The sequence below is a fragment of the Arthrobacter sp. SLBN-112 genome (genome assembly GCF_030944625.1).
Taxonomy (GTDB): domain Bacteria; phylum Actinomycetota; class Actinomycetes; order Actinomycetales; family Micrococcaceae; genus Arthrobacter.
This window is the reverse complement of the sequence record NZ_JAUSXY010000001.1, coordinates 4,333,165-4,347,171: the sequence shown is the minus strand read 5'-3', so window position 1 is coordinate 4,347,171 and position 14,007 is coordinate 4,333,165. Positions and strand designations below refer to the sequence as shown.

Annotated in this window: 13 protein-coding genes and 1 pseudogene; 9 read left to right on the top strand and 5 right to left on the bottom strand. The window is 66.5% G+C overall.

From position 1 onward, the window contains the following. The first annotated feature begins 92 nt into the window (after window positions 1–92). Together QF050_RS20125 and QF050_RS20120 are read left to right on the top strand one after the other, a co-directional pair. Window positions 93–1,409 carry a peptidoglycan bridge formation glycyltransferase FemA/FemB family protein gene (locus QF050_RS20125; protein ID WP_308932028.1) on the top strand — a complete coding sequence of 439 codons (1,317 nt, stop codon included), beginning with the start codon at window positions 93–95 and terminating at the stop codon, window positions 1,407–1,409. A gap of 34 nt (window positions 1,410–1,443) precedes the next feature. After that, entirely contained in the window at window positions 1,444–2,931 is a 1,488-nt protein-coding gene (locus tag QF050_RS20120) for a threonine/serine exporter family protein (RefSeq protein ID WP_308932027.1), read from the top strand. A gap of 67 nt (window positions 2,932–2,998) precedes the next feature. Here the strand turns inward: QF050_RS20120 and QF050_RS20115 are convergent, their stop codons facing one another. Further along, window positions 2,999–3,838 carry a siderophore-interacting protein gene (locus tag QF050_RS20115; RefSeq protein WP_308932026.1) on the bottom strand — a complete coding sequence of 280 codons (840 nt, stop codon included), beginning with the start codon at window positions 3,836–3,838 and terminating at the stop codon, window positions 2,999–3,001. Between the two features lie 14 nt (window positions 3,839–3,852). Next, complete coding sequence (locus tag QF050_RS20110; RefSeq protein ID WP_308932025.1) at window positions 3,853–4,623, bottom strand: uracil-DNA glycosylase; 771 nt, start codon at window positions 4,621–4,623, stop codon at window positions 3,853–3,855. Window positions 4,624–4,751: 128 nt separating this feature from the next. Between QF050_RS20110 and QF050_RS20105 the strand changes: the two genes are divergently transcribed. From QF050_RS20105 to groL, 6 genes and pseudogenes are all read left to right on the top strand, one after another. Next, entirely contained in the window at window positions 4,752–5,081 is a 330-nt protein-coding gene (locus QF050_RS20105; RefSeq protein ID WP_308932024.1) for a DUF3263 domain-containing protein, read from the top strand. A 51-nt stretch (window positions 5,082–5,132) separates the two neighbouring features. Then, the gene (locus QF050_RS20100; RefSeq protein ID WP_308932023.1) at window positions 5,133–5,765 is read left to right on the top strand and encodes a LytR C-terminal domain-containing protein; all 633 of its coding nucleotides are present in this window, start codon (window positions 5,133–5,135) and stop codon (window positions 5,763–5,765) included. A gap of 161 nt (window positions 5,766–5,926) precedes the next feature. Further along, the gene (locus tag QF050_RS20095; RefSeq protein WP_308932022.1) at window positions 5,927–6,133 is read left to right on the top strand and encodes a cold-shock protein; all 207 of its coding nucleotides are present in this window, start codon (window positions 5,927–5,929) and stop codon (window positions 6,131–6,133) included. Further along, a pseudogene (locus tag QF050_RS20415) lies at window positions 6,133–6,582 on the top strand (ABC transporter substrate-binding protein); the annotation flags it as partial. The gene QF050_RS20095 and the pseudogene QF050_RS20415, both read left to right, overlap by 1 nt. A 52-nt stretch (window positions 6,583–6,634) precedes the next feature. Beyond that, window positions 6,635–7,396 (top strand): ABC transporter substrate-binding protein, encoded by a 762-nt coding sequence (locus tag QF050_RS20410; protein WP_374121553.1) that lies wholly within the window; start codon window positions 6,635–6,637, stop codon window positions 7,394–7,396. A 289-nt stretch (window positions 7,397–7,685) separates the two neighbouring features. After that, window positions 7,686–9,320, top strand: coding sequence for a chaperonin GroEL (gene groL / locus QF050_RS20085; protein ID WP_308932021.1), 1,635 nt, complete (start codon window positions 7,686–7,688; stop codon window positions 9,318–9,320). Window positions 9,321–9,403: 83 nt separating this feature from the next. Here groL and QF050_RS20080 read toward each other — a convergent pair whose 3' ends face one another. Continuing rightward, the gene (locus QF050_RS20080; RefSeq protein ID WP_308932020.1) at window positions 9,404–10,714 is read right to left on the bottom strand and encodes a sugar ABC transporter substrate-binding protein; all 1,311 of its coding nucleotides are present in this window, start codon (window positions 10,712–10,714) and stop codon (window positions 9,404–9,406) included. A 272-nt stretch (window positions 10,715–10,986) separates the two neighbouring features. Between QF050_RS20080 and QF050_RS20075 the strand changes: the two genes are divergently transcribed. Next, on the top strand, window positions 10,987–12,099 hold the full coding sequence (locus tag QF050_RS20075) for a ribonuclease HI family protein (protein WP_308932019.1): 1,113 nt from the start codon (window positions 10,987–10,989) through the stop codon (window positions 12,097–12,099). 4 nt (window positions 12,100–12,103) lie between these two features. Here the strand turns inward: QF050_RS20075 and QF050_RS20070 are convergent, their stop codons facing one another. Both QF050_RS20070 and QF050_RS20065 read right to left on the bottom strand, forming a co-directional pair. After that, entirely contained in the window at window positions 12,104–12,391 is a 288-nt protein-coding gene (locus QF050_RS20070; RefSeq protein ID WP_308932018.1) for a WXG100 family type VII secretion target, read from the bottom strand. Between the two features lie 101 nt (window positions 12,392–12,492). Further along, window positions 12,493–14,007, bottom strand: coding sequence for a HAMP domain-containing sensor histidine kinase (locus tag QF050_RS20065; protein WP_308932017.1), 1,515 nt, complete (start codon window positions 14,005–14,007; stop codon window positions 12,493–12,495).

Below are 14,007 nucleotides of genomic sequence, written 5' to 3'. Positions count from 1 at the left end.
GGCCGGACCATACGCCCGTGCAGCCCGCCCCGAACACCGTCCGCCCAGCGCGTGCCCACCAGGCCGCGAAGAGTCCAGAAGAAGGTCACCCCTTGAATCCTGTTTCCGCCGCTACCGGACTTGAATACGTAATCCTCAGCGACGCCGAATTCGAGGCCTTCGCCGTCAAGCACCCGCAGAACAGCTTCCTGCAGTCCATCGACTTTGCCCGTTTCCAGCGCGCGCGGGGCCAGCAGGTTGAACTCTTCGGAGTCCGGCGCAGCGGCGAACTCGTCGCCGCCGGAAAACTCAACTACTCCACTACCAGGCTTGGCTACACCATCTGCGAATGCGCCAAGGGGCCCCTCATGGACTACGAGGACCGCAACCTGGTGAGCGGCGTCGTCGAACTTCTCCGCAAACATGCGGCAAGCCGCAAAGCCGCTGAACTCCGGATCTCGCCCAACATCAGGTACATCGCCCGGGACGCCGACGGCGCCGAGCAGCCCGACATCGAGGACAACCGGCCGCTCGTGGCGGACCTGGAGCGGCTCGGGTTCCGGCACCAAGGCCTGGACATGAACTTCGTCAACGTGAACTGGATGTTCATCAAGAGCCTCGTGGGAATCCAGGACGCCGAAGAACTCATCATGGGCACCACCTACCGGACCCGGAAGGCCATCCGCAAGGCCGAAAAGAACGGCGTCTTCCTGGAACAGGCCACGCTGGAAACCCTCGACGACTTCTACGGGGCGTTGAGCCGGGCCGGTGACGAAAAGGGATTCACCTACCGTGAGCGCCCCTACTACGAGCACCTGCTCCGGACCACCTCGGCCGAGTTCACCAAGCTCATGATGGCCAAGATCGACATCCCGGCCTACCGGAAATCCATCACCGAACGCCTGGCCGCGGAGTCGGCCGCCGCCGCGGAGCTCAGGCGTGAAGTGGAGGAGACCGGAAGCAAGAAGAAGGCCAACCGGCTCAAAGTGGTCCAGGACCTCGTGGACAGCTACGAGCGGAGCCTCAAGGACATCGAGAGGTTCCCGGATTCCGTGGGGACCGCCACCGTGGCAGCCATCCACTTCGTCTGCTACGGCGATGAGGTGGTGTGCGTCATCGGCGGCACCGTCCAGGACTACATCTACTTCAACGGCGCAACCTCACTGTACTGGGGCATGATGCTTCACGCCCTGGAGAAGGAGTACCCGCGGTACAACTTCTATGGCACGTTCGGCATCTCCGGGCAGGATGAGGAAGGCCACGGCGGCTACGAATTCAAGAAGGGGTTCGGCGGTGAAGTGGTCCAGCTGGTTGGCGACTTCACCATGCCGGTGCGGCCTGCCGTCTTCCACGCCAACCGGATGGCGAGATCGGCGGCCGCGGCAGCCCGCACATTGCTTGGCAAGCTGCCGCTGAAGCGCGCAGCCTGACCGTCCACACACCGCGCACAGGGAGGTACCGGGCATGACTGACCGGCACGAACGGCCCGGGTCCAGGCCGAAGAGTGACGGCCTGCCCAAGACCGAGCCGCTGACTCCTGCCCAGCTGCGGCAGGACGCAGCCGCCAGGAGGATGCTGCGCCGCCTGGTGCAGGGCGAGAACCCGCCCACCGCCCCGTTGAGCATCGTGGACCGCCTGGCCGGCAGCCCTTACGCCAACCCCACCATCCAGGTGGGCGGTGTGGACACGTCCGCGCGCAAGACCCTGGACTTTGCCCTCCACCTGGCAGAGACCATGTTCCGCTACGGAGCGGGCGCCCTGGAAGTGGAAACCAGCATCATTGCCGTGACCGCGGCCCTCGGCCTGAAGAACATCGAGGTGGACATCACCAACCAGTCCGTGGGCATCAACTACGCTCCCAAGGACCAGACGCCCATCGCCCTGCTGCGCGTGGTGCGCTCCTGGACCAACAACTACGCGGGCCTGGCCAAGGTCCACCAGCTGGTCACGGACATCGTTGCCGGCGGGGTGGGCCGGGATGAAGCCATCCGCCGGCTCAACGAGGCCATCACCAGTCCCAAACCGTACCCGCGGTGGATGGTCACCGCGGCGTTCGGTGTCTTCGCCGCCGTGTTCGTGGGGGTGCTGGGCGGCGGTGTGGTGTCCTCGGCGATCGCGTTCGTGGCCAACATCGGGATCAGCCTGCTGGCCCGGCAGCTGGGCCGCTGGCGGGTCCCGGACTTCTTCACCACCGCCAGTTGCTCGTTCGTCGTCACCATCCTTGCCCTGTTGCTCTGGCAGTTCGGGCTCACCGCGTCGCCGTCCATCGTGGTGGTGGGCGGTATCCTGCTCCTGCTGCCCACCGGCCGGCTGGTCTCCTCCGTGCAGGACGCCATCAACGGCTTCCCGGTCACTGCCGCGGGCCGGTTCCTGTCCACCCTGCTGACCTTCGGTGCGATCGTGGCCGGCATTGCCGTGGCCTTCGTGGTGGGGGAGCTGACCGGGCTGCAGCGGATCGACGTCACGCAGACCTTCCCGCCCGCCTACGATCTGTGGGTCCTCATCCTGTTCGTGGCCGCTGCGGTGATGGCCATCGGCATCACCGAGCAGACCACATGGCAGCTCCTGCTGCCAACAGCAGGGGTGGGTGTGGCAGGCTACCTGGTGCTGTTGGGCGGCGGACTGCTGGGGATCGGCGACCGTTTCGCGCCCGCGCTGGCGGCTGTTGTCATCGGCCTGCTGGCCCGGGTGGTGGCACTGCGGATGGGCGCGCCGCAGCTTGTGGTTGCAGTGCCGGCGGCGCTGATCCTGCTGCCAGGCCTCACCATTTTCCGGTCCATGTACGTGCTCACCGTCGAGGAATCGGAAATCCTGAACGGGGCCGGCGGCATGCTCAGCGCCGGCGCCATTGTGCTGGGAACGGCCGGCGGAATCGTCCTGGGCGACGTACTGGCCCGGCCGCTGACCCGCAGCCTGGCCAGCAACGAGCGCCGCCGCGCCCGGCGGCGATAGCGGTCCGGTGGGAGCGCGCGGCCAGGATCCGGCCCGGCCGGGTCAGGGATGGCTGTCTCCGGCGTGGCTAGATTTGGCCCACCGGGAGTTTCTTCTCGGCCTGGAACACGTCCTCCACCCGGCCCTGGGCCCAGTACCCGGACAATGACACCTGCCGGCGCTCCAGGCCGCGCTGTTTGAACAAGACCTCCCGCAAGGACTTCATGTAGCCCCGTTCGCCGTGTGCAAAGACGTCCACGGTGCCGGCGGGCCACTCCGCGCCGGCCACGGCGTCGACCAGTAACGTACTGGAGCCTGCGGGGACGTCGCCGCGGACCAGCCAGCGGACATCCAGCCCGGCTGGAGTGTTCAGGGGCTGGATGTCGGCCTCCGATTCGACTTCCAGGAAGGCCAGCCCCACCGCGCCGGCAGGAAGTGCTTCGATGCACGCGGCGATGGCGGGCAGGGCCGCTTCATCGCCGGCAAAGAGGTACCAGTCCGCATCCGGGTTGGGGTTGTACGCTCCGCCGGGGCCAGTGAACGTGAGCATCTCACCTGGCTGCGCGTTGGCCGCCCACGGACCAGCCAGGCCTGCGTCGCCATGGACCACGAAGTCGATGGCCAGCTCCCGGGCTTCCTGATCCACCCAGCGCAGGGTATAGGTACGCGTGAACGGCCACTGCTCCCGCGGCATGGTTTCCCGGACTTCCCACAGATCCAAGGGCGACGGGTACTCAACCCCCGGCTGGGGGAAGACGATCTTCACATACCGGTCCACAAAACCATTGTTGACGAAGTCGTCGAAGCCGTCTCCGCCCGCCACGATCCGGACCATGTGCGGGCTCAGTTGCTCCTTGCGCAGCACGGTCAGGTTGACCTGTGGGCGGCTCTTCTTGGTTGCGCTGGTGGCGGCAGGGACAGTGCTCATAAGGCAAGCCTAAGCTAGGCCGACGGCGGGAGTTCCCAGGTTACGTCCCGCGCACCTTGTTCCCGGAGCAGCTGGTTCACGCGGCTGAACGGCTTGGAGCCGAAGAAGCCGCGGGAGGCGGACAGCGGGCTGGGATGGGGACTGCACACGGCCGGTGCGCCGGCCAGGAGCGGCCGGACGCCCTCCGCCTCCTTGCCCCACAGCACGGCCACCAGGGGCACCCTGGAGCCGTCAGCGGTGCGGCGGCCGGCCACTGCGGTGACTGCCGCCGTCGTAATGTCTTCCCAGCCCTTGCCCCGGTGGGAGCCTGCGGACCCTGCCCTGACCGTGAGTACCCGGTTCAGGAGCAGGACGCCCTGCTCTGTCCATGCTGACAGGTCGCCGTGGACGCGCGGCGGAATGCCGAGGTCCGATTCGAGTTCCCGGTAGATGTTCACCAGGCTGCGCGGGAGCGGCCTGACGTGTGCGTCAACGGAAAACGACAGCCCCACGGCGTGGCCCGGCGTGGGGTACGGGTCCTGCCCCACGATGAGGACTTTCACATCGGCGAGCGGCTGGCGGAAAGCGCGCAGGACGTTCGACGGCGGCGGCAGGATTTGGTGCCCGGCCGCTTCTTCGCCGGCAAGGAAATCCAGCACCGACCGCAACCTGGCTTCCACGCCCTGCAGCGCCGACGCCCAGTCCGGAGCCATGAGTTCCGCCAAGGGCAGCTGGGCCAGATCGCTGAAGCGGGTGGTGTCCGCCGGGTCCTGCGGCAGGTCGAACAACGCATCCGATTCAAACATCGTTCCATTCTTGCAGGAGGCGACTGCCGGCGGGCAGGCGTGTTGACGGCCGGCTCGAATGACACTCCTGTAATTCGGCCGGTAGCATGGGGGTAAGACATTTACCGTAACCAGCGAAGGAGTGTGCCGTGGCGGAACCGGCCCGGGAACACCTGCCGGAGCAGGACCAACGGAAGTCCCTGCTGGTGGATTTCACGCTCCGTGATTCCTCGCTCACCGAGCGGGAACAGCAGATGCTGGCGCTGGAACGGCAGTGGTGGAAGTACGCCGGGGCCAAGGAACAGGCCATCCGGGAGCTGTTCGACCTCTCCGCAACCCACTACTACCAGCTCCTCAACGCATTGATCGATCGCGAGGATGCCCTGGCCCACGATCCCATGCTGGTCAAGAGATTGCGTAGACTACGTACGTCGCGCCACCGTGCACGCACCGCCCGCCGCCTCGGATCCGACGCTTAACACGACCCGGGCCGGGACCCTGGCAGCAATCAACAAGGATGTCCTTCCACCATGACCAAATACGCCCGCGATGAATTCGACAAGGTCCCCGAGGCCGCGTCGCGACAAGGTGTCCACCGGACGGCCTCTGCGCCGTCCAGGGTGCGGCTGTGGCCCATCCTCGCCGTGGGCGTGGCGGCACTGGCCATCGGCCTGGTGTCCTTCCTGATCCTTCCCAAGCTCGGCTTCAACGCCACGGGCACCGAGGCATCTGCCAGCGTGGAATCCACCGCATTGGCCGGGACCGGATCCACCACTTCCGCCACGCAGGAAGCCGCGCCTTCGGCCAGCTCGGAACCGTCGGCCACCGCCGAACCATCCCGCAGCAGCAACCCGGAGCCCACAGCTTCCCCCAGCCGGCAGGCCGTCGTCGACCGCACACAGGCAGTGGCCGTCTACAACGCGGCGGGTACCGCGGGACTCGCCAGCCGGGTGGGCGGGATAGTCCAGGCTGACGGCTGGCGGCTCGGACCGGTAGGCAACTGGTCAGGCGCATCGCAGAAATCCTCCGTGATCTATTACGCCGGTCCCCAGCAGCTGGCCGGCGCCCAGGAGCTCGCGGCACTGCTGAACATCCCCACCGTCGTCAGCAGCACCGAGTTCCAGGTGCCCCTCGTGGTGGTCCTCGGCCCGGGATACCGGTAACCGGGCGGACTCAGTTACGCCTGCATAACGTTCGCCGCTCCGGGCCTGCCGCTGCCTTCGACGCGTAGCGGCCGTTGGCTAGAGTGAATCCAGGCCACGGCCCGCCGGGCAGCACGCACAGCACCGGCCCATCCGGCCGCAACGGAAAAGAGTTGGTCACCATGGCACTGGGAACCGTCAAATGGTTCAACGCTGAAAAGGGCTACGGTTTCATCACTGTTGACGGCTCCAGTGATGACATCTTTGTCCATTGGTCTGCGATCCAGGGCGAAGGCTACCGGGCCCTCGAGGAAGGCCAGCGGGTGCAGCTGGAGGTCGGCGAAGGCGAAAAGGGCCCGCAGGCAGAAAACGTCCGGCCGGCGCAGTGATGCCGATCAACCGTCCTGCCGTCCGCGCCGCCTTGGCCGTCTCCCTGGCAGCCGTGCTCGGCATCACAGCATGCTCCGGTACGGGCGGAAACGCCCGGGTGGAATCCGCCGAGGCGTCCGGCGACGGCGTCCTCCGGGTGGGCCTGATACTGGACAACACCGGTGACAGTGCTTTCCTCAACGCGCCCCAGCTCGCCTCCGCCAAGCTGGCCGTCCAGGACGTCAACGCTGCAGGCGGCCACAAGGGCAGGCCCGTCGAACTGCTGCCCGTACATCCGGATCTGGAAACCGCCGGGCAGGCAAATGCCCTGCTGGCCGCCAAGGCGGACGTGGTCATCGGACCCACCGACTCCAGCCATGCGGCGGCCGCCGTCGACATTCTCTCCCGCGCACGGACGCCACTGATCTCACCGGCCAACACTGCCGCCGGCCTGACCGGAATGGCCAGCGGCGGCTACTACTTCCGCACCGCTGCCGCCGACGTCGCCCAGGGGCCCGGTCTTGGCCAAACTCGCCAAGGACGCCGGCGCAACCAGCATCAGCGTGCTGTACCAGGAAGGTTCCTACGGCAAGGACCTGCAGGCCGCCGTCACGGAAGCGGCAAAACAGTCCGGACTTACCGTCCTTCCCGGGGCCGGCTTCACAACGGGGGACGCCGGCGCTGCGGCAAGCTCCGTCGCCAAAGCCAAGCCGGACGCCGTCGTCCTGGTGGCCCGCGAGGGCGCCCAGAGCGCGTTGGCCGAGCTGAACAAGGCCGGCCTCAGCGGTTCGCGCATCATCATGAGCGACGGCGCCTTCGCCCGCTACGGGTCAGGGCTGGGTTCCAAGGTCCTGGACGGCGCCCGCGCCGTGGTCCCGGGGCAGTTGCCCTCCGCCGCTTTCCAGGCAAAGCTCCTGGCGGTGGACCCGTCCCTGAAGGATGTCTCCTACGCTGCCGAAACCTATGACGCCGTCACGCTGGCTGCGCTGGCTGCGGCCCGCGCCCAGGATGACGCCGGCCGCTCGATCGCCGCCAACCTGATCCCGGTATCCGGCGGGACGGCGGCACCCGGCTCCGGATCGGCCGCCGCGCCGTGCCTGACCTACAAGGCGTGCCTGGGCGGCCTGGCTGCCGGCCCCGACATCAATTACGACGGCGAGTCGGGCCCCATTGCCTTCGACGCCAACGGGGACATCACCACGGCTGACTTCTCCGTGTTCACCTACGGAGCTGACAACAACCCCACTCCAAGCGGGCGGGAGACCGCCGGACATCCGGGCTGATCGCCCTCGGCGAAGCCACCCCCGCCAGCTGCCCGTCCGGCGACTTTTCGCTTGCACTCTCACCGGGGGAGTGCTAATTATTGAGTTAGCACTCTGACGTACCGACTGCTAAGCAACGCCCGGTTCCGGCCGGCGGCGCAGAGCATCGGTCGAGGAGCGAAAGAAACACCTCACTTCAGTGAGATCCCCAGCCGGAGGCATACAGAGGCCGCTGTCGAAGGATCGTCCGTCGCGGGCACTGCAGCGAAGGTTCATTCTTAACGACTGTCCCGAAAGGACTACTGCCGTTATGGCCAAGATCATTGCATTTGATGAAGAGGCACGCCGCGGCCTTGAGCGTGGCCTGAACACCCTCGCCGACGCCGTTAAGGTCACCCTCGGCCCGCGTGGACGCAACGTCGTCCTCGAAAAGAAGTGGGGCGCCCCCACGATCACCAACGATGGTGTTTCCATCGCCAAGGAGATCGAGCTGGACGATCCCTACGAGAAGATCGGCGCCGAGCTGGTCAAGGAAGTTGCCAAGAAGACTGACGACGTCGCCGGCGACGGTACCACCACGGCAACCGTGCTGGCCCAGGCGCTGGTCAAGGAAGGCCTGCGCAACGTTGCCGCCGGCGCCGACCCGCTGTCCCTCAAGCGCGGCATCGAGAAGGCCGTCGAGGCCGTCACTCGCGAACTCCTGGCTTCCGCCAAGGAGATCGAAACCAAGGAAGAGATCGCGGCCACGGCCTCCATCTCCGCCGGTGACGACGAAATTGGTGCCCTCATTGCCGAAGCCCTGGACAAGGTTGGCAAGGAAGGCGTCATCACGGTCGAGGAGTCCAACACCTTCGGCCTGGAGCTTGAGCTCACCGAAGGCATGCGCTTCGACAAGGGCTACATCTCCGCCTACTTCGTCACCGACGCCGAGCGCCAGGAAACGGTCCTTGAAGACCCGTACATCCTGATCGTCAACTCGAAGATCTCCAACGTCAAGGAACTGGTTGCTGTCCTCGAAAAGGTCATGCAGTCCAACAAGCCGCTGCTGATCATCGCCGAAGACATCGAGGGTGAGGCCCTGGCCACCCTGATCGTCAACAAGATCCGCGGCACCTTCAAGTCCGTTGCCGTCAAGGCTCCGGGCTTCGGTGACCGCCGCAAGGCACAGTTGGCAGACATCGCCGTCCTCACCGGCGGCCAGGTCATCTCCGAGGAAGTCGGCCTCAAGCTCGAGACCGCAGGCCTCGAACTGCTGGGCCAGGCCCGCAAGGTTGTTGTCACCAAGGACGAGACCACCATCGTCGAAGGTGCCGGCGACGCCGACCAGATCGCCGGCCGCGTATCCCAGATCCGCGCCGAGATCGAGAACTCGGACTCCGACTACGACCGCGAGAAGCTGCAGGAACGCCTGGCCAAGCTGGCCGGCGGCGTTGCAGTCATCAAGGCCGGTGCCGCCACCGAGGTTGAGCTCAAGGAACGCAAGCACCGCATTGAGGACGCCGTCCGCAACGCCAAGGCTGCGGTTGAAGAAGGCATCGTCGCCGGTGGCGGTGTAGCCCTGATCCAGGCCGGTGCCAAGGCATTCGCCAACCTGCAGCTGTCCGGCGACGAAGCAACGGGCGCCAACATCGTCCGCGTTGCCATCGACGCTCCGCTGAAGCAGATCGCCTTCAACGCCGGCCTCGAGCCCGGCGTGGTTGTCGACAAGGTCCGCGGCCTGCCCGCAGGCCACGGCCTGAACGCAGCCACCGGCGAGTACGTCGACCTGCTGGCTGCCGGCGTCAACGACCCGGTCAAGGTGACCCGCTCTGCCCTGCAGAACGCGGCCTCCATCGCCGGCCTGTTCCTCACCACCGAAGCAGTGGTGGCAGACAAGCCCGAGAAGTCTTCTGCCCCCGCCGGTGGAGACGACATGGGCGGCATGGGCGGCATGGGCGGCTTCTAAGCCCCTCTGCCGGGACCTGTCCCGCTGACGTGAAATGCGGCCCCCTCCTTTGCGAGGGGGCCGCATTTTTGTTGCCCGGGGGCCTACTTCCTGGCGGAAGCCAGCATCCCTTCGACTTCCTTCTTGAAGGCGTCAGCGGCTGCCTGCGGTGTCAGGCGGTCGTACAGCACCTCATCCGTGTAGCGCTTGATGACGTTCTGGACGCTGCCCGCACCCACCGGTGGAACCGGCGGCGCGCCCTTGATGTCCGGCGCTATGTCCTTGAGGAAGCCCACCACCGTGGTGTCCGCAGGCTTCAGCGCCGGAGTGATGGCGGAGACGATCCCGGCGTTGGTGGGCACACCGCGGTCCGTCATCAGGATGCCGCCCGCCTCCGGGCTGTTGGTGAGGTAGTCGATGAATTCGGCGGCCTGTTGCGGGTGCTTGGAGCGGGACGAAGCGGACCAGAACATCGTGGGCTTGTAGTACATGCCGTTACTGGCTGATGCGCCGCTGATACTGGGGGCCCGCAGCATCTTGATGTTGCTGCCCGTGGTGGACTCCAGCGAACCGAGCTGGTTGGTCCACCACCATGCCATGGCCACCCGGTTGGTACCGAACAGGCTTTCCTCCAACCCCGCCCCCGCGTCCTCGGTGGCGACTGTGGCAGGCGGGCTGGCCTTTGAATCGCGTTGGTCCTTGAGCCGTTCCCAGAAGGATGCGGCGGTCGCGGTCCCGAACCCGAGCGCGCCGTCACCCGTGTAGAGGTCTTCTCCGTGCTGGCGCAGCCAGATGATCAGGTCTGCTTCGTTGCTGCCGTAGGCGGCGCCGTAACTCTTCCCGTCGCCTGCGGCGCTGATCTTCGCTGCGGTGTCGGTAAAGTCCTTCCAGGTCCACGTCTTGTCGTCCGGAACCGGTACGCCTGCTGCCTCGAACACCTTGGTGTTGGCCATGATGACGTAGGCATTCTGGCCGGTGCTGAGACCGTACTGGGCACCGCCGTACTGGCCGGAGGCCAGGGCCTCCTTGTCCAGCTTCGAGGTGTCGATGCCGCTTTGTTTGGACAGGTCCATGAGGGCGCCGCGGCCGCCGTACTCGGCGATGTACTTCTGGTCCATCTGGATGACGTCCGGCGCATCATTGGCAGCTGTCTTCGTTGCCAGTTTGTCCCAGTAGCTGGCCCATTCGCCCGGCTCGGCCTTGATTTTGATATTCGGGTGCGACGCTTCAAAGGCGGCAATGACCTTCTGGGTCTGTGCGTTCAGGTACTCGTTGCCCCACCACGCGAACCGCAGGGTCACCTGGCCGCTGTCTCCCGAGCCGCCGGGGGCGCCGCAGCCCGTGGCCAGCAGGGAGAAGGCCAACGCAGCAGCACCGAGCTGGAAACTGCGCCGGCTTAAGACTGGACTCGTCATTAATGTTCCTTCCGAATTGGGAACCGCTGGGTCGCTCCCACTCCATTGCGGGAACCTGAACCAGCGGGAAAGCGTTTTCTCGCGTTGATTCTGCGATTGTTTCGCAGGTGGAAGGCGGGAGTCAAGAGTTTGGGTAAACGTTTTCCGAGATGCTGTTCTTAACTCGGAGACCACCTCGTCCGCTGTGGCGGCGCAACGAGCGGTGGACTGCCGGTCGTGCCGTGCCGCGGGGGCGGCAGCCGATTGTCGTTGGCTTCTGGCAGGATGGACCGGTGACGATTACTGCAGCGGCTGACGGTTCGGCCTTGGGAAACCCGGGCCCGGCGGGCTGGGCCTGGTATGTGGATGACAATTGTTGGCGGGCTGGTGGCTGGCCTCACGGGACCAATAACCAGGGGGAGCTGATGGCTGTCCTGGACCTCCTGCGGGCCACCGCGCATCTTCCGGAGGAAGACCTGCGCATCCTCTGCGACAGCCAATACGTCATCAATTCAATTACCAAATGGATGCCCGGATGGAAGCGCAAAGGATGGCGCAAAGCCGATGGGAAGCCCGTCCTGAACGTTGAACTGCTGAAGGAACTGGACCGCGAACTGGCAGGCCGGACGTATACCTTCGAATGGGTCAAGGGCCATGCCGGCCACAGCCTGAACGAGGCCGCCGATGAACGCGCCCGGGCGGCGGCAACGGCCTACCAGCAAGGCGTGGCCGCACGGTCGGGGCCAGGGTTCCCGGGGGCCCACCACCCGGGCGCGTCCGGGCGGAGCTTTGAGGCGCAGCAGCAGTCCGGCACCGGCCTCCAGCCCGCCACCCTCGACATCCCCGCCCCGGACCGTTCATCTGCAGCCGCCGGCCGTTCAGCTGCAGGTTCCGCCCGTTCGGAGGCGCGCCCGGCAGCGGCCGGCCCAAGAGTCCCGGCAGCGGGAACCGGCGAACCGAAGGCGATGCCCGAGCCGGTATCGGCCTATGACGAACTTGACCTGTTCAGTGAACTGGATACCGAAGCCCAGGAGGTTGCCGAGGCAGCTCAGCAGGCCGGGGCGGTCGCGCCCGAAGCCCTGGTGGAGCAACTCGAACGCGAACTGCTGGGCCCCCTGGTGCGCGGCGACATTGGCCGGACCGCCGTCCTCCTCCACCCGGACTTCATGGAAATCGGCAGCTCGGGACGGATGTGGACCCGGGACGCCATGATGATGGCCCTCGAAGAGGATCCCGGTGAGCGGACCGACATCGAGGTTCTGGGCGCTGAGCGCATCGGCGCCAACGCCGTCCTGCTGACATACCGGAACTTCGCCCGTTCGGGTACCACGCTGCGAAGCTCGTTATGGGTCCTTGACGGCGAACGGTGGCGGCTGCGGTTCCATCAAGGAACCCCGGAAGCCTGACCTGTCAGCTGAACCGCTGCGCGTTGCCCTGTTCTGCCTGCGCATACGTTGCCGCAGCGGAGGCCAGGGCCGTGTTGATGGAGGCCAGCGACGCCTCTACCCGGCCCTGGGTGATGGTCCATTCGGTGACGAGCGCCTGGAAATTGGTGGCTGCGGAGCCGCGCCACGAACCCTGCAGCTCATCGAGGCCGCGCTTCATGGCCTGCACGTCAGAACTGATCCTGTCCACGGTGGCCTGCACGTTGGCGGATTTCAGCTGCAGTAGCTCGGTGTCGACGGAAATGATGCTCATGGCTATGCCTTTCGGTATGGCGGAGACGCCTCCGGCCCGGCGGTTCCGGGCTGCTGACACGAGCCTAGGAAGCCGCTCCCGGCGGAGCCATGGCCTCAGGCCTATATGTGGATAACCGATCCGCCGCTGCCCGCGGCACGCTGGCCGGCACCGTCGTCAGCCGCTTCCTCTCCATCCGCCGTGTCAGGTGCGGGGACGTCGTCGCGGTGCGGCAGGCTGACCACCAGCGTCGCCCCGCCGCCGTCGGTCTTCTCCACCCGCACCGAACCGCCGTGCGAACCAACGATGGCCGCCACGATGGCCAGGCCCAGGCCGCTGCCGCCCGTCTCCCGGGTCCGGGAGGTATCGGCACGGTAGAAGCGTTCGAAGACCTTGCCTGCGTCCTCTTCCGAAATGCCCGGCCCATGGTCCCGTACCTCGATGATGGAGCGCGCCTCACCGTCCGTGCTGCGGACTCCCACCGCCAGTTCGATGGGGCTGCCCTCCGGGGTGTACCGCAACGCATTGCCCACGAGGTTTCCCACCACCTGGCGCAGCTTGGCCTCGTCGCCGAGAACCGGGGCCGGCCTGGCCGGACCGCCGTCGAGGCCTGCCAGCGAGATGCTCCTGGAACGGTCGCTGGCTTGGGTGTCCACCATGGCGTCGTGGGCGATCAGCTGCAGGTCCACGGGCTTTTGCTGCAGCGGCCGCTGCTCGTCCAGCCGGGCCAGCAGGAGCAGGTCCTCAACCATGGAACCCATGCGTTTGGCTTCGCTTTCGATCCGGCCCATGGCGGTGGCCACGTCCTCGTCCGTGGACAGGGCGCCGTGGCGGTAGAGCTCGGAGAAGCCGCGGATGGTCACCAGGGGTGTGCGCAGTTCGTGGGAGGCGTCGGCGGCGAAGCGGCGCATCCTGGCCTCGGACGCGGTCCGGGCCGCAAACGCCGTCTCAATGTGCGCCAGCATGGCATTGAGCGAGCTGCTCAGCCGGCCCAGCTCGGTGGCCGGATTTTCCACCTCAACACGGCGGGAGAGGTCCCCGGCGGCGATGGCGGCTGCCGTCTTCTCCACCCTGGCAAGCGGCCGGAAGGATCGGGACACTGTCCAGCTCGCGATGAGGGAGGCCAGCAGCAGCGTTAAGAGGCCCACCCCGGTAACCACCAGGGTGGCGTGCTTGAGGACGTCGTCGACGCTCGCCAGGGGAAGCCCGATAACCACCACGGCAGTTGTTTGGCCGTTTTGTACGGTCACCGCCACCACCCGCCAGCTTTCGCCGTCCGTGCCGCGGACCTGGAACGGGGCAAGGTCCCGGGCCTGGGCCTGGTCCACGGTGATGGCACTGATGTCCGGGTGGTCGTCGGGGTCGCCGCCGAACGTGTACGGCTGCTCGCCCGGGGCGAAGAGCATCAGCGAATAGTCGGTGGGAATGGGACTGGGTGCCTGCAACTGGGTGAACGAGCGCTGTTTCCGGGCAGAGTCGACGGCGGCGTTCAGTTTGTCGTCCACCTGCCCCTGGAGGTAGCTGTGCAGCAATGTGAGGGTGACAGCTCCGGTCACCGTCAGGGCCACAATCAGCAGGGCCATGATCATGGCCACCAGCTGCGACCTGAGTGAGGCCGACTTCCACCGCTTCAGCAA